Genomic DNA, 21,409 nt, shown 5'->3' with positions numbered 1-21,409 from the left:
GTCGGAGGCGTGACCGAGACACGCGCCTCCGACTCCGACCGCCCCGAGACCGACGCGCTCGCCCTCTGGCTCGCGGCGGTCGAGCGCCTCGACGCTCAGGACGACCCGGACGGCGTCGTCGAGCGGATGCGCGTCCTCGCAGCCCGCTACCCGGGACACGACGGAGTCGCCGCTTTCGAGCTGGGTGGCGCCCTCGACAGCGCGGGACACGAGGCGGAGGCGGCGGTCGAGTACGAGCGCGCCCTCGCCGCCGGCCTGGATGACGAGCGGCGGGCGCGGACGACGATCCAGTACGCCTCGACACTCCGCAACCTCGGCCGCACCGACGAGGCGATCGACCTCCTCGCCGGCGCCGCTGCGCACCCCGCGGTGGGCTCCGCGCGGGAGGTGTTCCTCGCGCTGGCCCTGCACAGCGCCGGGCGCGTCGACGAGGCCCTGCGGATCGCGCTGGAGGCGCTGGCTCCGGGGCTCCCCCGGTACCAGCGCTCCGTCCGCGCCTACGCCGCCGCCCTCACCGACTCCGAGCAGTAGCGCGGGCGGCTCCTCCGCACGGAGGCTCGGCGCGGCGAGCGCCGAGGCCTCCGGGTCGACGGCGCCGACTCAGTCCTCGAGCAGAATCGCGTCGATCTGCCCCATCGCCTGGCGGAGTCCCTCCTCCATGCCCATCTGGACCATCTGCTCGAGCTGCTCGACCGACTCGAAACGACTGCTGAGGACCATCCGCGTGCGCCCCGGCTCGATCTCGTCGAGGGTGACCGTGGCCCGGGTGACGCCCAGCGCGTCGACCGGGTCGCCCCGCTCGTCGGCGAAGCCGTCCTCGAACTCGAACCGCGTCGGCTCCTCCACCCGGGTCACGCGCCACCAGCCGCGCGCCTGCTCGCCGTCCGGTCCGGTCATGACGTAGGCGCTCCGCCCGCCCTCGACCGGCTCGTGCCGCTCGAACGTCGCCGGCCAGGTCGGCGGTCCCCACCAGCGCTCGAGCCGGCGCGGGTCCGTCCAGAGGAGCCAGACGCGCTCGATCCCCGCGTCGAACTCGGCGGTCACGGTCAGGGTCAGTTCCTCGATGTCCTTCACGGACTGCAGCACGCTCATCGCGCCTCTCCCTCCAGCAGGTCCCGCGCACCGGTCGGCTCGCGGGTGTCACTCCTCGTCGAGGAGGTCCGACATGCGGTCGACCCTCCCCGCCCACAGCTGCTCGTAGGCGTCGAGCAGGCGCGACGCCCGCCGCACTGCGGCGACCTCGCCCTGCACCAGCTGCTCCCGCCCGCTCCTCCGCTTGCGGACGAGTGCCGCCCGCTCGAGGACGGCCACGTGCTTCTGCACCGCCGCGAACGACATCTCGTAGCGCGCCGCGAGTGCGGAGACGGACTGCTCGCCGACCAGCACCCGGGCGACGATGTCGCGGCGGGTGCTGTCGGCCAGCGCCCGGAAGAGCAGGTCGATGTCGGCGTCCGTTCGTACAACCATGTGGTTGCACATTAGGGCCGTCCCCTCCCCCGCGCAAGAGCATCCGTCTCCGGGACGAGCGCACCGGCCGGCGCCCGACCTCAGGCGCTCGCGGCGTCGAGCGCCTCAGCAGCGGCCGCGAGCACCCAGTCCGGCAGGGGGCGGGCCGCGAACAGCGAGGCGTAGAGCCGGGCCATCGAGTCGTCGGGGTCGAGCCGCAGCGCCTCGTCGAGGTGGAGCCCGGCGAGGCTCGAGACACCCCTCGCCCACCAGCACCACGCGAGAACGGTGAGCACGGAGGAGCGCGCCTCCTCCGGCGCCAGCGCGGCGGCACGGGCGAGGAGCCCGGTCGCCCGCGCCAGACGGCCGCGCTCCGGAGCACGCCCGCTGCCGAGCAGCAGGGCCGACAGCTCGAGGTCGTGGTTGTCGTCCGTTCCGGCGCGGGCGTCGCCCACCGCGCCGGGCGGCACTCCCATTCCCGCCTGCGGGCTCCGCGCGATCTGCACGGTCACCCGGTCTCGGAGGGGCGGCGACTGCAGGGTCCGCACGATCAGTCCTTCGCGGCGGACGTCCCGCGGTCCGCTGAGCCAGCGCTCGACGAGCCGTTCCGTGTCGCCGACCAGGGGCGGCCGGCGGAGCACCTCCGCGACGAGCGCGCGATCCTCCTCGACGACCGGCGGCAGCACGGAGAGCGCGTCGATGTCCAGAGGCTCGTCGGCCACCGCTCGGGCGAGGACGCCGGTCTCGCTCCGCTCGATCTCGAGGAGCGGACGTGGCCTGCGGCACTCCTCGGCGTCCGTGTAGCGCCCCCATCCGTCGGCGGCGATGCAGGCCACGGCGATGATGTCCAGGCGCGTGCGCTCCAGGCGCCGGAGCACCGCGCGGCCGAGGTCGAGATGCGGGATCCCCCGCTCCTCGGCGTAGCCCGCACGGGTGCAGACCACCACCAGCACACCGGTGGCCCGCGGCATCGTCTCCATCATGGCTGCGCAGCCGCCCGCCAGCGCCTCCGCCTCCATCCCGCGCAACGTCTCCGGGAGCGGGATCCGGAAGCCGCCTCCGGCGCGCGTGCCGAGGAACGGCACCACCACGACGGACTCCTCCGGACGGATGCCGATGATGGAGGGGACGGCCGCCAGGAGGTCCTGGATCGCGCTCGCCCGCAGGACTTCGGGATCGCGGCGGCGGGACGGAGGAGCAGGGGTTCGCTGTGTGGATGTCATGTCCGACACCCTGCTCGCGTCGCCGGCGGCGCGAGATCCCGCCGGCCCGGACCGGGGAGAACCGGAGCGGATCGGCGCCTGTGGAGGAGCGTCCGGGGCCGGCGGCTCAGCCGGCCGCGGGAGCCCGCAGCACCTTCGCCATCGGCCGTCCCTTCGCGATCTCGTCGATCAGCTTGTCGAGGTACCGGATGCGCTGCATCAGCGGATCCTCGATCGTCTCGACCCGCACGCCGCAGATCACCCCCGTGATCGCCGAGGCCTGCGGAGGCAGGCGCGCCGCCGCGAAGAACTCCTCGAAGGTCGTCCTGCTCTCGAGGTGCCGGGCCAGCTCCTCGTCCGAGAAGCCGGTGAGCCAGCGGACCGCCTCGTCGACCTCCTCCCTCGTCCGGCCCTTGCGCTCCGCCTTCGCCACGTAGAGGGGGTGCACGTCGGCGAACGCCACGGAGAAGATCCTGCTCATGGCCGGGAAGCGTACTCGCGCGACGCCCGGCGCGGCAGAGGCGCCCGCCCCGCTATCCTCCCCAGTGGCCCTCGCGCCTCCACCCCGCAGCCCACAGAGAGAACCACCGTGAGCCTCCTCCGCACCAAGTCCGTCGAGCAGTCGATCGCCGACACCGATGAGCCCGAGTACAAGCTCAAGAAGTCGCTGACCGCGCTCGATCTCACGGTCTTCGGCGTCGGAGTCGTCATCGGCGCCGGCATCTTCACCCTCACCGGCCGCGCCGCCCACGACATCGCCGGACCGGCGATCGTCCTGAGCTTCGTCGTCGCCGCCTTCGCCTGCGCCCTCGCGGCCATGTGCTACGCCGAGTTCGCCTCCACGGTCCCGGTGTCGGGCTCCGCCTACACCTTCTCCTACGCCTCCCTCGGCGAGCTCTTCGCCTGGATCATCGGCTGGGATCTGATCCTCGAGCTGTTCCTCGGAGCGAGCGTGGTCGCGCAGGGGTGGAGCGCGTACCTCGGGTCGCTGCTGCAGCAGCTGGGAGTGACCCTCCCGCCGGCGCTCACCTACGGCGGCGTGGTCGACGTGCCGGCGATCCTGCTCGTCCTCGTGCTCGGCGCGCTGATGACCTTCGGGATCAAGGAATCGCTGCGCGTCAACCTGGTGCTCGTCGCGATCAAGCTGTTCATCGTCCTGTTCGTCATCATCGCGGGCCTGCAGTTCGTGAACACCGCCAACTACACCCCGTTCGTCCCCGCCGCCGAGCCCTCGCCGTCCGCGTCCGGTCTGACCCAGCCGCTGCTCCAGTTCCTCTCGGGCATCGAGCCGGCCACGTTCGGGGTCGGCGGCATCATCGCCGGCGCCTCCCTGGTGTTCTTCGCCTACATCGGGTTCGACGTCGTCGCGACGACCGCGGAGGAGACCCGCCGCCCCCAGCGCGACCTGCCCATCGGCATCATCGCCTCGCTGATCATCTGCACGGTCCTGTACTGCGCCGTCGCCCTCGTCGTGACCGGCATGGTCCCCTACCGCGAGCTCGACCCGTCGGCCGCGCTCGCCAACGCGTTCGCCTACCACGGGCAGACCTGGATGGCGACGGTCATCTCGGCCGGCGCCGTCGCCGGTCTGACCACCGTCGTGCTGACGCTGCTGATCGGAGCGACGCGCATCATCTTCGCGATGGCGCGCGACGGACTCCTCCCCCGGCGCCTTGCCACCGTCCACCCGCGCCTGCGCACGCCGTGGTTCACCTCCGTGGTCGTGACCATCGTCGTCGCGCTGCTCGCCGGGCTCACTCCGATCGGCGTGCTCGAGGAGATGGTCAACATCGGCACGCTCTCGGCGTTCGTGCTGGTCTCGGTCGGCGTCGTGGTGCTGCGCCGCAAGCGGCCCGACCTGAAGCGCGGCTTCCGGGCCCCGCTGAACCCGTGGCTCCCGCTGCTCTCGGCCCTGATCTGCACCTACCTGATGCTCAACCTCTCGATCGAGACCTGGCTGCGCTTCCTGATCTGGCTGGCCGTGGGCTTCGCGATCTACTTCGCCTACTCGCGCAGCCACGCGAAGATCGGCGAGCAGCCCTAGGGGGCCAGGCCCACCTTCGGCCTGGCCCAGGAGCGTCCGCGCGTGTCCTTGAGGATGTCGTACTCCACCTCGACGTGCGGCTCGATCGCGCTGTACTTGTCGTTCGGGGCGCCGATCACGAGTTGGAAGCCGAGACCGCGCCACGCACCGATCGCCCGCTTGGTGAAGTGGGCGTCGGCCTTGATCAGCGCCTCGTCCATGAAGACCGGGGCGTACCGGGGACGGTCGGCTCCCGCGTCGCCGAGCTGGTAGCGCAGCGCCGCTCCGACGATGAAGGCGATCAGCTCCTGCGACTCCCCGCCGGACTTCTCGCCGATGTGGTCGTACAGCGCCACGTGCGCTCGGGTGACGGCGTCCACGCGCTCGGCGCTGACCCGGACGTGGTTGCGGACGTCGACGAGGTCGCCGAAGTCGGGCGCGGTGCGCCGCAGCCGCTGGATAAGCCGGGACATCCGCCGGTAGACCTGCTCGCGCTCCTCCTCCGCGGACACGGCCTGGATCTGCGCGCGCACCTCGCGGAGCTCGCGGCGGAAGCGACGGCGCACCTCCGACTGGTTCTCGCGCGTCGTGATCTGCAGGCGGTGGCCGTCGTCGTAGAACGGCAGATCCTGCATGATCACGTTGATCGGCTCGATCCGCTCGCGGATCTCCCTCAGCGAGCGGCCGAGCGTGGAGTCGAAGCTCGTGAGGTCGTTGCCGGAGAGCGTGAGCAGGCTGTCGCGCCACTCGGTCTCGAGCCGGTGCAGGCCGCTGGTCTCGAGGGCGTCGAGCAGCCGCTCGAAGTCGCCCGCGGACGCCTCGGGGTCCGCGAGCAGGTTGGGGTTCGGCCAGCGGTCGAGGAAGCCGGCCATGATCCGGCCGGCGCTCTCACGCTGCTGCTCGTGCGCCTCGGCCGCGGAGCGGCGGTCCTCCGCCAGTCGCTGCGCCGCCGTGGCGAGCGCTGCGTCGAAGCGGACCAGGACGTCCGAGGCGCTGCCGGACGCCGCGGCCTCGGTCAGCGTGAACCGGGCGTCCAGGAAGGCGCGCTGGTCGTCGTCGAGCTCGCGTCCTGCGCGCTCCGCCGCATCGAGAACCGCCTGGCTCGCGTCGACGTCGTCGACCACGACGGCCCACTCCGCCTCGATCCGCTCGCGTTCCACACCGGCGCGCGCGATCTCCTGGCGGAGGCGCTCGAGGCGGCCGCGCAGCCCGTCGATCTGCTCCTGCAGGCCGGCGAGCTCGGGGTTCGCCTCCGCCGCCTCGGCGCCGACCGCCTCCCAGCGCTCCTGCTCGGCGAGCAGCGACTCGACGTCGACCGTCTCCCAGCTCACCAGCGCGAGGCGGGCGTGGCGCGTCATCCGGTCGTCGAGCGCATCGAGGGCCTCCTCCGCCGCCGACGCCGCCGAGACGGCCGCCGCGCTGCGGGCTCGGGCCGCCTCGACCAGGGCGTTCAGCTCGCGGAGTCGACGGGAGTTGGAGAAACCGAGGACGTTCGCGGCGCCGTGGCCGCCGTGCGCACCGCGCTGCCCCTGCGAGAGCTGACCGGTGAGGGTCAGGGCGAGCCGGTGGCGTCCGAGCTCCGCAGCGCTGTCGACGCACACGTAGCCGAAGCGGTCCTCGAGCCGGTCCTGCAGCCAGCCGGTGAAGGCGGTGGCTCGGTAGTCGAGGCGCCCGGGCAGCGTCTGCGGGTCGAGGCCCCGCACCTCCTCGAGCCCGGTCTCCACGCCCTCGTAGCGGAGCCGGACCGGGAGCCGGAGGGAGTCGATGGCGCGGCGGAAGCGGTCGAGGTGGGCGGAGTCGATCATCAGCGTCGTCGCGAAGCCGCCGAGGGCGAGCGTGAACGCTTCGCGCCAGGGCTCGAACTCGGCGCGCACCTCGACCAGCTCGCCGACGAAGGGCAGGTCGTCGGCGGTGAGGCCGGCTGCCTCCGCGATCCGCTCGCGCGCCTCGTGCAGAGGCCGGGGGATGCTGTCCCGACGGTCCGAGGCCGAGCGCTGCTCCGCCTCGAGCTCGGCGAACTCGCGCGCCGCGGCCTTCCGCTCGGCGACCGCGTCCGACCAGGCCGCACGGGTGCTGCGCTTGGCGTCGGCCGCGCTCGCCGCCCGGGCGAGCACCGCCTCGAACCGCTCGCGGGTGGTCTCCGGCTCGCCGAGAGCGCGCAGGTCCTCCTCGAGCCGGGCGCGGTTCTCGCGCGCCGCGCCCAGCCGCCGCTCCACCTCGCGGAGCTCGCGCTGGGTCGTCTCGAGGCGGTCACCGCCGGAGGCCCGCAGCACCTCGGCGAGCCCGTCCCGCTCCGACTCCGCCGCCTCGGCGAGCGCCCGCTTCTCGCGGAGCACGGCGTCGACGGCGCGGGTGCGCTCGCGCAGCTCGACCTCGACGTCGCGCAGCAGACCGAGGCGCTGCTCAGCGCGCCACAGGGCCGCCGGCGACACCGGGGCGTCGAACTCCCCGAGCGCGTCGATGAGGCGCACGCGCTCCGCGGACGCGGCGATGCGCAGGCGCAGGCCCCGCAACGGCTCGAGTGCCGCGACCTGCTGGCGCGCGGTGAGCATCCGCTGCCGGGTGCTCTCGAGCTCGTCGAAGTGGGCGACGACCGCGTCGGCGGAGGCCAGGGTCTCGGGCTCCTCGAGCACGAGCCGCTTGTAGAGGTCGTCGACGGTCGTGATCTGCTGACCGGCCTGGATGCGGGCGAGCAGGCTCATCGCCTTCGATCCGGCTCCCGCCGCTCCGATGCCGAGCACCGCGTGCAGACGCGCCGAGAACTCGCGATCGGTGCCGAGCGGATCCAGGCCCGCCGCGCGCAGCGACGTGTCGGAGAAGCGGTGCGCCGCCGCCCGGTCGAGCGCGGCGAGGTCGACCGGGCCCTCGGCGCTCGCGCGGATCCGCACGGTCTCCTCGAGCACCCGGGAGCCGGCCGGGACGTACCAGGCGCGGACCGCGCTGAAGCGCGAGCCGTCGTGGTCGACCCAGGTCATCGCGACGGCGGTCCAGGTGTCGACTCCGTCGCCGCGCAGGACGCGCATGGTCGTGCCCTCGTCCGTGCGCGACTCGTCGAGCTTGCCGCGCGCGTAGGAGAGGATGTTCCGCTGGTCCTCGCCGCGCGGACGGCCCGTCACTCCGCCGTTCGAGGCACCGTTGAACGGCGTGGTGTGCGGCATCATCAGGGCGATGTAGGCGTCCATCAGCGTGGACTTGCCGGAGCCGGAGCCGCCGCAGAGCAGTGTGGCCCCCGGCGAGAAGCGGACCCGGTGCGCGCCGTCGTAGCCGCCCCAGTTGACCAGCTGCAGGTCCTCGGCGAGCCACTGCTGACCGCGGGAGGCGGCGGGGATCAGGCCGAAGAGGGTGTCGAGCATCGTCATCGGGGGTCGTCCTCCGGGTCGGGGGTGTCGTCATCGGTCGGCTCGTCGTCCAGCGGCTCGTCGTCCGCGACATCGGCTCCGGGCAGGACGCCGTTCGTGGGCGGGTCCGCGTCCTCGTCGAGGCCGTCGTCCTCGAGCGCGTCGTCGTCCGCCTGCTCCGGATCGTCCGAGCCGGGCTCTTCGGCGAGCGCCGCTTCTGCGACCACCGAGGAAGCGTCTTCGCCCGCCCGCCCGCGCAGCCAGTCGCTCAGCTCCCGCAGCTTCGGCGCGCTCAGCACGATCTCCACGATCGGGCTGATCCGGTACCGCCCTGCGGACTCCTCGTCGACGATGCCATCGCGCCCGAGCCGCTCCAGCGCCTTGCGGACCATGCGCTGCCGGCGGGCGGTGTCGCGCTCGGCGTCGGCGAAGTAGCTGAGCACCGTCTGCTCGACCTCCTCGACGTCCACCCGCGCCGACGCCTCGCCGGCCGCCGACTCCCGCTGATGGACCGTGCGCAGGTGCACCAGGACCAGCGTCTCGGCGCGGGTGTAGGGGAGGTCGCGCAGCAGCACCGGCATCTCCACCTCGTCGGAGCGCACCTGCTGCTTGTAGGCGACCCCGCGCTCGTGGTCGACGACGAGCCGCACGAACAGGTCGTTCAGCCGCGACTCGATCAGCTGCCGGTGCTCCTGGAGCACGGCCCACTGCTCGCGGTGGCGGTCGGCGAGGAGGAAGCGGCGCTGCAGCACGTGCACGAGCACCCGGCGCACCTCGGTGTCGAGGACGCCGCGGTCGCCGGGGAAGAGCTCGTCGGGGTCCTCCTCCATCGACACGGGCGCGATGAACGGATCGGCGGCGGGCCCGTCGGTCGCCAGGGTGTCACTCATCGTCGGTCTCCTCCTCGGTGCGGGCGGTCACGGATCCGAAGGCGAAGCGGCGCACGGTCCCGTCGGGTCGGCGCGTGCTCACGACGGAGTAGCCGTCGCGGTCGACGAGGCCCGTCCGGTGCGCGATCTCGAGCAGCCCGAGCAGGTCGACGGGCCGTCGCGTGTCCTCCGGAGCCGCGCTGAACGCGTCCGCCAGATCGAACTCGTCGCCGAGCTCCGCCACGTAGGCCTCCAGCTCCGCGTAGCGGGGACCGCCCCAGGCCCGGCTGTCGTCGCCGACGAACTCGGCGTCGCCGTCGTCTCCGGCCAGGGGCGCCGGCCCGCCGGCCGGGCGCACGTCGCCGAGGGTCTGGCGCAGGTGGCCGATCCCGGCGACGGGCAGGTGCCGCAGCGGCGTGACCGGCGCGTCCGGCGAGATCCCGCCCGTCCACTCCTGGAGCCCCGCCATCACGTCGCGCAGCAGCTCGTCCACCTGGCGGTCGCGAGCGGGATCGTGGGTGCGGACCTGGCCCGTGATGACGTGGGACGCGCGACGCTGCGCGGTCAGGACCTCCTGCACGCCCAGCTCCACCCGGCGGCCGATCGCGGCCAGCTCCCCGCGCTGGGCCGGGTCCATCAGGCGGGAGAACGGCTGCACGAGCACGGTGTGCAGCTGATCGGCGAGCGCATCGATCCGCTCGGGGTCACCCAGGAGGCGGAGGGCTCCGGCGAACGCACGGCCCTCGCTGGTGGCCTGCATCACGTGCTGCCCGCGCTCGAGGTACTCCCGCAGCACCTCGCCGGTCGGACGGACGTCGCGGCGCAGGTCCGCGACCACGTCGCGCTGCATCGCCTTGATCGACTCCGCCACCCGCGCGAAGTCGGCCGGCAGCTCGCGGGCGAGGTGCACCACGTTCTCGGCCTCCTCCAGGAGCTGCTCGTCGTCGGCCGGCTCGAGACCGGCGCCCTCCTCGAGTGCGGCGATCTCGGCGTCCAGGCGCGCCCGCTCCTCGCGGAGCCGCGAGAGGCGGGCCTCCGGGTCGGGATCGACGTCCGCGGCCAGCCGCTCGACCGCCTCCAGCAGGGTGCGCACCCGCGAGTTCGAGACGCGCGTGCGTCCACCTCCGGTGCGCCCGGTGATCTCGAGGGCGCTCACGGCGTGGGCGCTCAGCCGGTAGACCTCGGCCTCGCCCTCGATCTGCGGCACGAGCCAGCCGACGCGGACCCAGTAGCGGCACACCTCGCGCGCCGTGCCGCTCGGCAGCGCGCGCTCGCCCTCGTCGTACCCGGCCGAGCGCAGCTCCTCGAGCAGCTCCCCCACCTCGGCGTGCGCGTCGGCGACCGCCACGGCCTGCCGGTCGACGGTGAACACGAGCGACAGGGCGGCGACGACGAACGGCGCGTAGCGGCCGTGGAGGAGATCGAGGGTCGGCGTCCGGAAGGCGCCGAGGGAGCGCAGGTAGGCGGCCTCGGCGCGGGAGTTCGACATCGCCCTCAAGGATAGGCGGCGGGCCGGGCGCCCGAGGACGGCCGCGCCTGGGCCGCAATCCGACCAGCGCCTTCAGGCGCCGTCGGGGCGGAAGCCTTTGTAGAGCGCGAGCGCGAGGGCGGTGCGGTCGCGGAGGCCGAGCTTGCGCAGCAGCGCCGAGACGTGGTTCTTCACGGTGCCCTCGGCGAGCACGAGGGCGGCCGCGATCTCCCTGTTGGTCCGCCCTTCGGCCACCAGCTCGGCGACCACCCGCTCGCTCCGCGTGAGCAGCGTCAGCGGGCTCTCGCCGGTGCGACCCGGCTGGACGGCCGGCCGGGCGACGCGCGGATCGATCACCATCCCGCCGGCGATCACCGCGTCGAGGGCCACGACGAGACCCTCCACCGAGGTGTCCTTCAGGAGGAATCCGGAAGCGCCGGCCGAGAGGGCCGCCTGCACGAGCGCGTCGTCGTCGAAGGTCGTCAGAAGGAGGACGGGCAGACGCGGATGGAGCTGCGCACACTCGGCGGCGAGCTCCACGCCGCCCATGACCGGCATCCGCGCGTCGGTGACGACGACGTCCACCTCCGTCGTGCGCAGAATGTGCAGAGCAGCCTGTCCGTTCTCGGCCTGGGCCGAGACCACGACACCCTCGACCGTCGAGAGGAGCATGACCAGCCCACGGCGGATCATCTGCTGGTCCTCCACCAGCAGCACTCGCCTCGGTGTCGTCTCCGTCACGAGGCGCGGCTCTCCCGTTCCCCGTCGGCGCCTCCGAGAGGGATCGAGAGGCGCAGGAGGAACCGGTCGCCGATGCGCCGCGCCGTCAACCGACCTCCGCGAGCCGTCGCGCGATCGTCGAGGCCGCGCAGCCCGAACCCCAGCACAGGCTCGCCGTCGCTGATCCCGCTGCTCCTTCCCGCGCCGATGTCGCTGAGCAGCGAGAGCTCGAGCCGGACGTCGTCCGTCTCGATATCGATGCGGACTCTGCGGGCAGCGCCGTGCCGCAGAGCGTTCGTCAGCCCTTCCTGCACGCCTCGGTAGACGACGAGCGCGGTCTCATCGTCGCTGGTGAGCACACGGTCCGACGCCTCGTCGCCGACCACATCCACGGTCACGCCCGTGCCGCGGAAGGACTCCGCGATCAACTCCAGCGCAGCCAGGCCGCGGGCGCCCGCGTCCCGGAAGGGACTGAGCGCTCGTACCCACATCCGCATGTCCGCGAGAGCCTCGCTCGACGTGGATCGGGCGGTGCGGACCTCGGCCCACGCCTGCTCGGCATCGGCGGAGCGCAGGCGATCAGCGAGCTCGAGACTCATCGAGACGAGGGTCAGCTTGTACCCGAGGCCGTCGTGGAGCTCGCGTGCGCTCCGGGCGCGCTCGTCCGACAGCAGCAGCTCCTTCTCCGTCTCGGAGGCGCGATGCAACCGCCTGATCACACGCTGGTCGGCGGATCGCTCGCTCTCGAAGCCGCGAAGAGAGAGTCCCAGGGCGATCCCGAAGCACATCAGCACGGCCACGGGCACCACGTTGAGCAGACCGTCGAGCACTCCGGAGAGCAGCGCCCTCCCCGAGCCGACGGCGCCCCCGACATGGAGGGCCAGTCCGACGGAGGCGATCCAGATCATCGCGTGCGCCCCTGCGCGGAGCGAGACGTCGACCACCGCGAACGCCACGACGAGGAGGAGGACCGGGATCGTGAAATCGAGCCGGCCGAAGACGACGACCGGCGTCGCCGCGACGATGGACACCGTCGTCACGGCGACCCCGTGTCCCGCTCGGATCAGTCGGGGCCGGACGGCCCAGAGCCCGGCGATCACAGGCACCAGCGCGAGCCATGTGACCGCGACCGCTGCACCCGTGCCTCTCTGCGCGGAGTCCACGACGCCCAGGATCCCTGCCAGGACGAGGCAGCACAGGGCGATCGCCTGAAGTGCGATGACGGTCCTGTCCACGGTGCTCGACGGGGACGGCGCGACCGCGACCCGCTCGTGTCCTGCCGCTGACGGCGCGGAGATCTCCGCCGCCGTCTCCGGAGTTGAGCCCATGTCGACAACTGTAGCTCCGACTCCGGGATGCCGACCCGTGACCGCAGTCACGCCCTCACCGTGACTCCGGTCATCCTCATCCGTGACTTCGGCGGGAGGTGGTCGACTGCGGACCTTCCTAGCCTCGAAGTCAGCGCCGGGAGCCGCATCCCGCACCGCGAGACAAGTCGGACAGGAAAGGGAAGCGATGCCGCTCGACCTCGAATATCTCCGGTACTGCCGCCCGGGCAACCCGTTCTACGCGGTCGCCGAGGAGGGGGACGACATCGATGGCGACGCCTTCGACGTCGCGTCCTTCGCTCCGGAGGACTGGCAGGTGAGGGAGTCGCGGCCGTGGCGGAACTGGATGCCGGACGGTCGCCTCCTCCCTCGTCAGGGATGGAAGCTCCACCTCTCGTCGACACTCGATGACGCGGAGAAGGTCCTCGCCGCTGCTGCACGCTACTGCTTCGCCTCCCGACTGCCTTTCAAGCATCTCTCGACCACCTCTCACCTTCTGATGCAGAACGGCAAGTACGCCGATCGAGCGGGAGCTGGGAAGTTCATCACCGTGTATCCCGGTTCGGACGACGAGTTCGCCCGAGCGCTGGAGGACCTCGACGTCCGTCTTCGCGGGTTCAGAGGCCCGTACGTACTGTCCGACCGGCGGTGGAAGTCCGGGCCTGTGCACTTCCGTTACGGCGCCTTCGTCCCGTCCGAGACGGAGAGCGGCTTCGTCTCGACGGTGCTCGACCCGGACGGGAACGAGGTGGAGGACGTCCGGCGGCCGACGTTCACACCTCCCCCGTGGGCTTCACTACCGGAGTCCGTCACTGTCGGGGCGGAGAACGAGGAAGAGGTCGCCTTCGGCTTCACGATGCTCTCAGCGCTGCACTTCTCGAACGGTGGTGGTGTCTATCTCGCTGAAGCGACGACCGACGAATTCGTGCCGATCGGGACGATCGTGGTCCTCAAGGAGGCGCGCCCGCACGCCGGGTTGGACGCCGACGGAGTCGACGCCGTGACTCGCCTGGCTCATGAGGAGGAGGTGCTCGTCGATCTGCAGTCCCTGGACTGCGTACCCGTCTTCTACGGATCCTTCACGGCCTGGGAGCACCGATACCTGGTCATGGAGCACATCGAGGGGAACGATCTGAAGCGCGAATGGATGACGAGGACTCCGCTGCTCCGACCAGCACCGTGGCGCGTCGGTGACCCTGCATACACCTCCTGGCTGACCACGACCGTCGCTCGCCTCGACGCCGCTCTCGCCTCCGTGCACCGCGCAGGATGGCTGCTCGGCGACATCCACCCGAAGAACGTCATCATGCAGAACGGCACGCACCCGTGCTTCCTCGACTTCGAGTTCGCGCATCGAATGGATCCGGAGTGGCGTTGTCGCCAGGGAGCGCCCGGCTACGAGCCCCTGGAAGGCCTGAAGGGGACGGAAGCGGACGAGTGGTCGCTCGGCATCCTCGAACTCGATCTCCTCTTCCCCCAAGCGACGATCGCCGACCAGGGCAACGTCGCGAAGATCGAGCAGCTCCTCCGAGCAGCCGCAGACGATCTCGCGGTTCCGCCCGCTGTGCTGCGGTCGATCAGGACCTCCACCCTCGACGTACTCCCCGCCTCCGGTCAGAGGTCGATCGACGAAGACGTCGGTCGACTCGCCGCCCTCTCGGACGACCAGCTGCGCGGCCAGATCGCCCGCGGTGTCGCATCGGTGCTTCAGTGGACGGACGACTCGCCGGTCGTTCCAGGAGACATCCCTGTCCTCGCCCGCGACAGCGCGGACCACCGTGCCGGATTCCCCTACGGCGCGGCTGGAGTCGTCGCTGTCTTAGGACGATCCGGAGATGTCGACCTCGAGGCCGCCGATCACTGGCTCGCCGCTCGCGTGGCCCAGGTGCGGTCGCGTGGTCTCTGCGGACGCGAGGGAATTCGCTACGCGGCTCGCCAGGCAGGACTCGCGCGCACACTCGAGGTCCTCGACCGCAGGCTCTCGGCCGCCCCTTCAGGTCCGACGCTGTGGTCGGGGTGGGCCGGTGCAGGGCTCGCCGAGCTCGCAGACGGAGGGGACCCGTCGGAGGCGGCCCACCATCTCACCACGCTGCTCGATGAGGACGTCCGAGGAGCCTCCGTCGGCCTCCTGCACGGATGGTCTGCGGCCGCGATCCTGTTCGCCCGACTCCACGAAGCCACTGGCGACGACTTGTACATCACGCTCGCGATACGAGCCGTCGACGCCGATCTGGCGCGCTGTGCGATCACCCGGAACAACACTCTCGAGTTCGATGAGGGATGGAGGACTCTTCCTTACCTGGGGATCGGCTCGACCGGGCCCGGCCTGGCGATCCTGGAGCTGCGGCGGGTCACGGGCGAGGAGCTCTTCGCCGATCCCCTCGCGTCCATCGACGCCGCCGCGTCCTACCAGCAGTGCGCGCAGGCCTCACTCGCCCACGGTCTGTCCGGATTCCTCGTCTACCTCCGCCGCCGCGTACTGCACCGCCCGAGCGCGGAACTCGAGGAGGTCCTCCGCTCGCACGTCCGGTCGCTGCGCCTGCACGCCGTGCTCGACGACACCGGCGTCTTCTTCCGCGGCAACCAGAACCTCCGACTCTCGTCGGACTACCTGACCGGCTCGCTCGGAGTGCTCGCAGCGCTCGACGAGCTCGAGACCGGACGCTCCGCCCTGCCGTTCGGACTCTGACCGAGTCGGCCCGAGACGAGGAGAGGAGGTGATCACATGAACCGGATCCTCGATTTCCAGACCCTCGAAGGTGAGGCCGACGCGCACGACGCCGCGCGCGTCAGCACCTTCAGCGTCATCTCGCCGTGCCCGGGCTGGCCCAGCTCGATCACGTGGGGCAACTGCTGATAGTCGCTACCGGGCGCCCGCGATCCAGCATGACGTGGATCGCGGGCGTCTCACGAGTAAGACGTCCCCACCTTCGTCGAGGAGAAACGCTCATGATCCCCACCCTCCAGGCTCGAGCCGTCGAGCAGGTCATCACCGTAGGCCGGCAGCGGACGACCGTCCTGCGGGGCTGCGACATCGATCTGGAAGGGGGCGGGCTCACCGCTGTCGTCGGACGCTCCGGCTCCGGCAAGTCCTCTCTCCTGATGTGCCTCAGCGGACTGGACCGGCCGACGTCCGGCGTCGTCGAGGTCAACGGCCGGGACGTGAACAGGCTGTCAGCGGCCGATCGCGCTCGCATGCTCCGCGCCCAGATCGGGTTCGTGTTCCAGCAGTACAACCTCGTGCCCTTCCTCGATGTCGAGGAGAACATCGCGCTCCCCTTCAGGCTCGACCGATCACCCGTGCCGCACGACCTGATCGGTGGACTCGTGGAATCGTTCGGCCTGCGCGACCGGCGCCGTGCGCCGGCGCGAACGCTCTCGGGAGGTGAGCAGCAGAGGACCGCTCTCTGCCGCGCCCTTGCACGGCGGCCCGGCATCGTCTTCGCCGACGAGCCGACCGGCGCCCTCGACTCGCAGAGCTCGCGGGTCGTCCTGTCGACTCTGAGGACGATGGCGGACGAGGGCCAGATGATCGTGATGGTCACGCACGATCTCGACGCCGCAGCCCTCGCGGACACGGTCGTGGTGATGCACGATGGTCGGACCGTGCGGACGACCGGACGCTGCACCAGCCATGAGCTGCTGAGCATCATCGAAGAGGCCGGGGCCTGACTCGTGTCCCGTTACGTCGTACGCCTGTTCGCCGACGAGTGGCGCCGATGGTCTCCCGCGATCGCTGTGGTCGCCCTGATGGCGACGCTGATCGGGTTGTGCGTTCAGCAGTTCGCCTGGACCGGCGACCCCGCATTCACCGCCGCTGTCACGGAGGCCGGCGTCGCGCTCGGGGAGTTCCGGATCCTCTCGATCACGATCTACACCGTCGTGGCGCTCGTCGGCTGGGTCGCCCTGACGATCGTCGGCCGAGCGAGCGTTCTGGCCACAGGACGCACGCACGCGCTCTGGCTCCTGCTGGGCGCCTCCCGAGCCCAGGTGTTCGTCGTCACTCTCCTCGTGCTCGGCATCGTGAGTCTCCTCGGCGCCGGCATCGGAGCGCTCCTCTCGACACTGCTGGCGTTCTGGGCGGTTCCCGCATTCAACGGTGCCGTCTCGTCCGAGGTCGATCTTCCGAGCTTCTCGCTCGCGCCCTGGGCTCCGGTGGTCACGCTGGCGCTCGGCACGCTCACCGCTCTGGCGGGCGGAGTCCTGCCCGCGCGCCGCGCCGCCCGCACGCCGCCGAGCGCCGCGCTGCGTGAAGTCGGGAGCGGTCGACCGGGTACGGCGATGCGCGCGGTGCGGATCGGCTGCGGCATCGCCCTCCTCCTCATCGCCTCCGGCCTTGTCACGGCATCCGCCTCTGCTCGAGAACTCGGAGCGACCGGACCGGCGCCGATGTTCAACCTGGCCGTCGACGTAGGAGGCAGCGTCCTCGTGGCCGTCTACCTCCTCTGCCCGGAGGTGATCGCGCTCGTCTTCCGGGCTCTGCACGCGCTCTCCGCCCGATCGGGTCTCGTCGTCGCGGCTCTCGGAATCCGCGCGGCAGCAGCCCGGGTGCAGGTCAGCACCGCCACGATCGCGCCGCTCACGGCAGGGCTGGGGGCGATCGCCGTGCTCCTGTGCGCGGTGGAGTCCGTCGTCGCCATGACGACGGCGGTCCGGCCCGGGACCCGCGCCGATCTCACCGATGTTCTGACGATCGTCGCAGTCGTAGCCGTGTCGATGCTCGCCACCAGCGCCACTGTCGTCGCTCTCTCTGCGCAGAACCGCGAGCGCGAGATCGCCCTGCTCCAGGCAGCGGGCCTGCAGCGCCGACAGATCATCGGGCTCGTCGTCTCCGAGAGCCTCGCGATGTCCCTCGCCGCTTCCACAGCAGCTGCCGCACCCGTCGCCGCCACCGGCGCGGTCTGCTGGCTCGTCAGTCGCGCAGCACTGGGCGAAGGGGTAGTGATCTGGCCGGTCCCGAGCGTCGTTCTCGGCCTCATCGGCTCGTGGATCGTGCTCTCGCTGATCCTCCTGATTCCCGCGCAGGCTCGGCTTCGCCGTCCCCCTGGACCGAGGTTGCGTGAGCAGGGTGTCTGACGTGATCACGGGTCGCGACGCACTGCCGCCTCGGGTTTCTGCGATCGCCGGACGGCTGCGACATCTCGCAGCTCTGCAGCCGTCGAGCGCAGCCGCGGAGCCGACAGGCCCCCGGCAGGTGCTCCTCCGGGATCCCGACGGGCGCCCCGTGCAGCACACCCTCGTCATCGCACCGCAGGAGTCTCTGGTGCTCTCGCCGGGCGCCGCCGCTTTCGCACTTGTGAGCGATCAGGACGGTGATGAGCATCACCGCATCCGCGTCGCCGTCGCGACCAGGAGCGGAGCCGTCGAGATCGTTCAGGACGAGCGCCCCGTCTCCCCGCGCATCCGATCGTTCTCGGATGGATTCCTCTGGATAAGGCGGAACGACGCGGGTCGGCCCTGGCAGGCGGTCTGGTGGCATCGCAGCCTGACGACTCCCCACGTGCTGCTCGAAGAGCCCGATCAGGCTCGGAGGCTCGATCTGCGCAGCGTCGCCGGGGCGATCGCCGTACTCGCATCGAGAGGGGCGCGCGACTCCCGGTACTGGGTGCTGACCGGAGAGGAGAGCAGTCCCCCGACGTGCCGTCGCCTCGACCTCGGCACGGAGAACGCGGATGTCTCCGCCTGCAGGGGCGGCCTCGCGGTCCTGTATCGACGGCACGGAGTCGTCCGGATAACCGGCTCGACGCGTCCTCTCGAGGTTCCCGTTCCGAAGGCCCTTCAGGCGGAGCACCTGCAGGAGGCCCAGGGTGAGCTCTTCGTACTCGGTCGGTCGTCCGGCAGGAGAGCGGTGTGGCTGCCCGGCGGCGGGGCAGACGCGCTCTGGCTCGCGCCGGCGGCCGGGACCCTTGTTCCCGCCGTCGATCCGATCACCCGCCACCCGATCATGCTCGTCTCCTCCCCTGCTCACCGCGCCCACTGCGTCACCCCTGTATCGGGTAAGGCACTCGCCACCGAGGTCACAGAACGGATGAAGGTCACGTCACTCACTGCGCCGAGCCGGGACGGCACCCTCGTCCCGCTCACCCTGATGACTCCTGACGGCGCCGACAGCTGTCCCGTCGTCGTCCACGTCTACGGCGCCTACGGCATCAGCCTCGAGGGGCCGTTCGATCCCTTCACGGACGACCTCCTCGCGCGCGGAGCCGCGATCGCCTACTGCCATGTCCGCGGGGGCGGAGAGAACGGCCCGGAGTGGCATCGGCAGGCGACCGGCCTCGGCCGCGAGCGCCCGATCGAGGACCTCCTCGCCTGCCTGGCGTTGCTTCGTGAGCTTCCAGGGATCGACTCGCACCGGCTCCTTCTCACCGCGGCGAGCGCGGGCGCGCTGGTCGCTGCGACGGTCTGCCTCCGTCGCCCCGCAGAACTCCGTGGCCTCCACCTCGTGCATCCCTTCCTCGATCCCGTCGGCGCGCTCGATGATCGCTCCGCAGCCGCGGCGGCGTCCGACCGTGAGGAGTTCGGTGACCCTGACTGGATCCTCGCGAGCGGGCTCTCTCCACTCGCGACGATCGCCACAATGGTGGGGCGGAGCCGACCGCTTCCGCGCGCGTGGATTCGAGCCGGTCTCCGCGATGCCCGAGTCGACGCGTCGGCGATCGCGGAATTCGCAAGCGCCTACCGGGCAGTGGCTGAGCGCGACGATCCCGCGCACGTCGTCCTCCGTGCGACCTCGGGCGGTCACCTCAGCGGACTGACGCCCGAGGAGTCCCACCAGGAGAACGTCCTCGCTCACGCCTGGACGCTCGACCTCCTCGGCCTGGCCTGACCCGTCGAGCGCAAGGACGAGGGCGATCGTTCCGGCGGGAGCCGATCTCGTCCAGGCGAGAACTGCCCTACGGCGTCACTGGCCGGCACCCGACACCCCGCCCGCCGAGCCGTGCGGCATCGCCACGCACCGCCACAACGAGAACCCGGTGACCGCGGAGGCGTGCTCTCCCGACTCCGTCGCCGCCGGCCCCCACTCCTGCAGCTGTGTGCATCCGTCCGCCACCACGGCCTTCCGCACCGACTCGGTCGGTGGCGCCGAGTTCTTCAGAACCAGCAGAGGCGTGCGTCCTGCCGCGATCATCCCGGCGACGTCCTGCTCGGTGAAGACCCGCGCCTGGCCGGAGTAGCCGCCGTCGGTGAGCACGCTCGCGCCGGTCGCCGTGATGATCGGCGCCGAGATCGCCCAGGAGTCGGTGAGGAACAGGGGCGCTCCGTCCACCCCGCCGCCGGCGGCACGAGCAGCGGCGACCAGTGCGGTCTCGTCGGCGGTCATCGAGTCGTGCCCGCCGACCGCGTCCGGCGACGAGACCGCGAACGGAGCCGAGGTCTCGGCCCTCTGCGGGAAGCGCAGGCCGACGAGCGCGTCCCCGCCCGACCCGTCGAGGGACGCGTCGAGCACCTGGAGGCTGAACGCGATCGGCCCTGCCAGGATCACGACGGCCGCTGCGAGCGCGATCGAACGATGCCGGGCCGCGCCTCTGCTCGCCGCCGCACCGCCCCTACTCCACCGGGCCGCCACCGCGACCACGACGAGCCCTGCTCCGGCGAGCGCCGCGAGCGGCAGGCCCAGCACCGACGGCAGCTGCCCGCCCACGGCGAGCGCCGCGCTCCACGCCGTCTGCCCGACCAGGAGGAGCGGCAGCACCAGCCGCGCGCCGACCCGGGTCGACGCGAGCAGCCGCACCGCCTCCGCCCAGCCCAGCGCCGCGAGGAGCGCCAGCTGCACTCCGATCGCTGCGACGTACGCCGTGTGCGGCACCGTCGCCACCGAGAGCACGCCCGCCGCCGTCACCAGCCACACCGCGAGGCAGACCAGGAGGGCGAAGGCACCGCGCGCGTCTCCCCGCCTCTCCCGCCGCGGCCACCAGCGCACCGCGCCGAGCACCAGCCCGGCGAGCGCCGCGGGATACAGCCAACCGACCTGCGTCGCGTACTGCGCGAGCAGCAGCTTCACCGGCGACGATCCGGCGGCTCCGCCCATCGCCGCGACGTGGGCGGATGCGACGACGGCGCCGGGCACCGCGCCCGAGATCAGCCGGTCGAGCCCGTTGAATCCGAACACCATCGCGAGCACGTCGTTCCCCGTCGACCCGTCGATGTACGGCCGGCCGCCCGCGGGCACCGCCTGGATCGCGACCGTCCACGCCACGGAGGCGCCCACCGCGACGGCCAGGAGCCCGCCCGCCCAGGCGAGGGCTCGGCGCCACCCGTGCACCCCGACGAGAGTCGCCACCACGAGCGCCGGCAGGACGAACCAGGCCTGCATCATCTTCGCCTGGAAGCCGATCCCGATGGACAGCCCGGCCAACAGGAGAGGCCACCACCGCTCCGTCAGCACCGCGCGCTGCCACCACATCAGCGCGACGGCGAGCGCTGCCGTCAGCAGGCCGTCCTCCATCGGGTGCCCGAACATCGACACGAAGATCGGCGTGCTCGCCGCCGCTGCCGCCGCGACCAGCCCGAGCCCCCGGCCGCCCCACCGGAGCCCGACGACCGAGCACGCCGCGACCGTGATCAGCCCCTCGATCAGCTGCGGCAGCGCGATCGACGACGTCGACATGCCGAACAGTCGGATGCTCAGCGCCTGCGGCACCGCGAACCCCGCCAGCTTGTCCAGCGTCACCGTGGCGGCGGGATCGAAGGCTCCGAACGCCAGCGCGTGCCACGACTCCGACATCGACCGTGCCGCCGCCTCGTAGAAGACGGCGTCTCCGCCCCGGGCGAGATTCCAGCCGGTGAGGACCGTCGATCCGCACAGGATCGCGAGGAGGGTGAGCCGCGCCCACCAGGGTTCGCGCCACCAGCGGGCGAGCGGAGCGGAGTGGGTCACGTCCACCGACGCTAGGGAGCCGGCCTGCCGCCGCCCTTGCGGGCGGTCGGGGAGACGCCGTGCGTGCCGCTCCGGCTTCTCAGTCCGGACGCCGCCGGCACGGCCGACGACCAGGAAGGGTGCCGCGCCGCCCCGGT

General features: G+C 71.9%; 17 protein-coding genes. 7 read left to right on the top strand and 10 right to left on the bottom strand.

Annotation, left to right across the window (positions count from 1 at the left end):
* The first annotated feature begins 9 nt into the window (after positions 1-9).
* Positions 10-531, top strand: a complete 522-nt coding sequence (locus C5B92_RS08935) for a tetratricopeptide repeat protein (RefSeq protein ID WP_258061319.1) — start codon at positions 10-12, stop codon at positions 529-531.
* A gap of 69 nt (positions 532-600) precedes the next feature.
* Here the strand turns inward: C5B92_RS08935 and C5B92_RS08930 are convergent, their stop codons facing one another.
* From C5B92_RS08930 to C5B92_RS08915, 4 genes are all read right to left on the bottom strand, one after another.
* Positions 601-1,092, bottom strand: coding sequence for an SRPBCC domain-containing protein (locus tag C5B92_RS08930; RefSeq protein ID WP_104350305.1), 492 nt, complete (start codon positions 1,090-1,092; stop codon positions 601-603).
* A 48-nt stretch (positions 1,093-1,140) separates the two neighbouring features.
* Positions 1,141-1,467, bottom strand: a complete 327-nt coding sequence (locus C5B92_RS08925; protein WP_104255494.1) for a helix-turn-helix domain-containing protein — start codon at positions 1,465-1,467, stop codon at positions 1,141-1,143.
* Positions 1,468-1,547: 80 nt separating this feature from the next.
* On the bottom strand, positions 1,548-2,669 hold the full coding sequence (locus C5B92_RS08920) for a DUF4192 family protein (protein ID WP_104350304.1): 1,122 nt from the start codon (positions 2,667-2,669) through the stop codon (positions 1,548-1,550).
* A gap of 106 nt (positions 2,670-2,775) precedes the next feature.
* Entirely contained in the window at positions 2,776-3,129 is a 354-nt protein-coding gene (locus tag C5B92_RS08915) for a DUF2200 domain-containing protein (RefSeq protein WP_104225408.1), read from the bottom strand.
* Positions 3,130-3,237: 108 nt separating this feature from the next.
* Here C5B92_RS08915 and C5B92_RS08910 point away from each other — a divergent pair, with 108 nt between their 5' ends.
* Entirely contained in the window at positions 3,238-4,692 is a 1,455-nt protein-coding gene (locus C5B92_RS08910) for an amino acid permease (protein ID WP_104350303.1), read from the top strand.
* Here the strand turns inward: C5B92_RS08910 and C5B92_RS08905 are convergent.
* From C5B92_RS08905 to C5B92_RS08885, 5 genes are all read right to left on the bottom strand, one after another.
* Positions 4,689-8,030 carry an ATP-binding protein gene (locus C5B92_RS08905; RefSeq protein WP_104350302.1) on the bottom strand — a complete coding sequence of 1,114 codons (3,342 nt, stop codon included), beginning with the start codon at positions 8,028-8,030 and terminating at the stop codon, positions 4,689-4,691. The two genes, C5B92_RS08910 and C5B92_RS08905, sit on opposite strands and share 4 nt — an antisense overlap.
* The gene (locus tag C5B92_RS08900; RefSeq protein WP_104350301.1) at positions 8,027-8,899 is read right to left on the bottom strand and encodes a DUF4194 domain-containing protein; all 873 of its coding nucleotides are present in this window, start codon (positions 8,897-8,899) and stop codon (positions 8,027-8,029) included. The genes C5B92_RS08905 and C5B92_RS08900 overlap by 4 nt, the downstream gene beginning before the upstream one ends.
* The gene (locus C5B92_RS08895; protein ID WP_104340100.1) at positions 8,892-10,367 is read right to left on the bottom strand and encodes a DUF3375 domain-containing protein; all 1,476 of its coding nucleotides are present in this window, start codon (positions 10,365-10,367) and stop codon (positions 8,892-8,894) included. The genes C5B92_RS08900 and C5B92_RS08895 overlap by 8 nt, the downstream gene beginning before the upstream one ends.
* Positions 10,368-10,439: 72 nt before the next feature.
* Entirely contained in the window at positions 10,440-11,054 is a 615-nt protein-coding gene (locus tag C5B92_RS08890) for a response regulator transcription factor (RefSeq protein ID WP_258061322.1), read from the bottom strand.
* A gap of 29 nt (positions 11,055-11,083) precedes the next feature.
* Positions 11,084-12,394: a sensor histidine kinase gene (locus C5B92_RS08885; RefSeq protein ID WP_104350300.1), complete on the bottom strand. Its 1,311-nt coding sequence runs from the start codon at positions 12,392-12,394 to the stop codon at positions 11,084-11,086.
* A gap of 187 nt (positions 12,395-12,581) precedes the next feature.
* Here C5B92_RS08885 and lanKC point away from each other — a divergent pair, with 187 nt between their 5' ends.
* The 5 genes from lanKC (at position 12,582) to C5B92_RS08865 (ending at position 19,220) form a co-directional block, all read left to right on the top strand.
* The gene (gene lanKC / locus C5B92_RS08880; protein WP_104350299.1) at positions 12,582-15,083 is read left to right on the top strand and encodes a class III lanthionine synthetase LanKC; all 2,502 of its coding nucleotides are present in this window, start codon (positions 12,582-12,584) and stop codon (positions 15,081-15,083) included.
* A 36-nt stretch (positions 15,084-15,119) separates the two neighbouring features.
* Positions 15,120-15,251, top strand: a complete 132-nt coding sequence (locus tag C5B92_RS17685) for a hypothetical protein (protein WP_258059251.1) — start codon at positions 15,120-15,122, stop codon at positions 15,249-15,251.
* A gap of 92 nt (positions 15,252-15,343) precedes the next feature.
* Complete coding sequence (locus C5B92_RS08875; RefSeq protein ID WP_104350298.1) at positions 15,344-16,066, top strand: ABC transporter ATP-binding protein; 723 nt, start codon at positions 15,344-15,346, stop codon at positions 16,064-16,066.
* Between the two features lie 3 nt (positions 16,067-16,069).
* On the top strand, positions 16,070-17,470 hold the full coding sequence (locus tag C5B92_RS08870; RefSeq protein WP_104222528.1) for an FtsX-like permease family protein: 1,401 nt from the start codon (positions 16,070-16,072) through the stop codon (positions 17,468-17,470).
* 148 nt (positions 17,471-17,618) lie between these two features.
* On the top strand, positions 17,619-19,220 hold the full coding sequence (locus C5B92_RS08865) for a prolyl oligopeptidase family serine peptidase (protein ID WP_146079288.1): 1,602 nt from the start codon (positions 17,619-17,621) through the stop codon (positions 19,218-19,220).
* Between the two features lie 75 nt (positions 19,221-19,295).
* On the opposite strand, the gene C5B92_RS17790 is transcribed toward C5B92_RS08865, so the two are convergent.
* Positions 19,296-21,272 carry a glycosyltransferase family 39 protein gene (locus C5B92_RS17790; RefSeq protein WP_104350318.1) on the bottom strand — a complete coding sequence of 659 codons (1,977 nt, stop codon included), beginning with the start codon at positions 21,270-21,272 and terminating at the stop codon, positions 19,296-19,298.
* Positions 21,273-21,409 lie beyond the last annotated feature (137 nt).

Origin of the sequence: Rathayibacter sp. AY1A4 (genome assembly GCF_002930955.1) — a bacterium.
Classification (GTDB): Bacteria; Actinomycetota; Actinomycetes; order Actinomycetales; family Microbacteriaceae; genus Rathayibacter.
The sequence above is the reverse complement of the archived record's forward strand: the minus strand, read 5'-3'. Positions and strand labels throughout refer to the sequence as shown.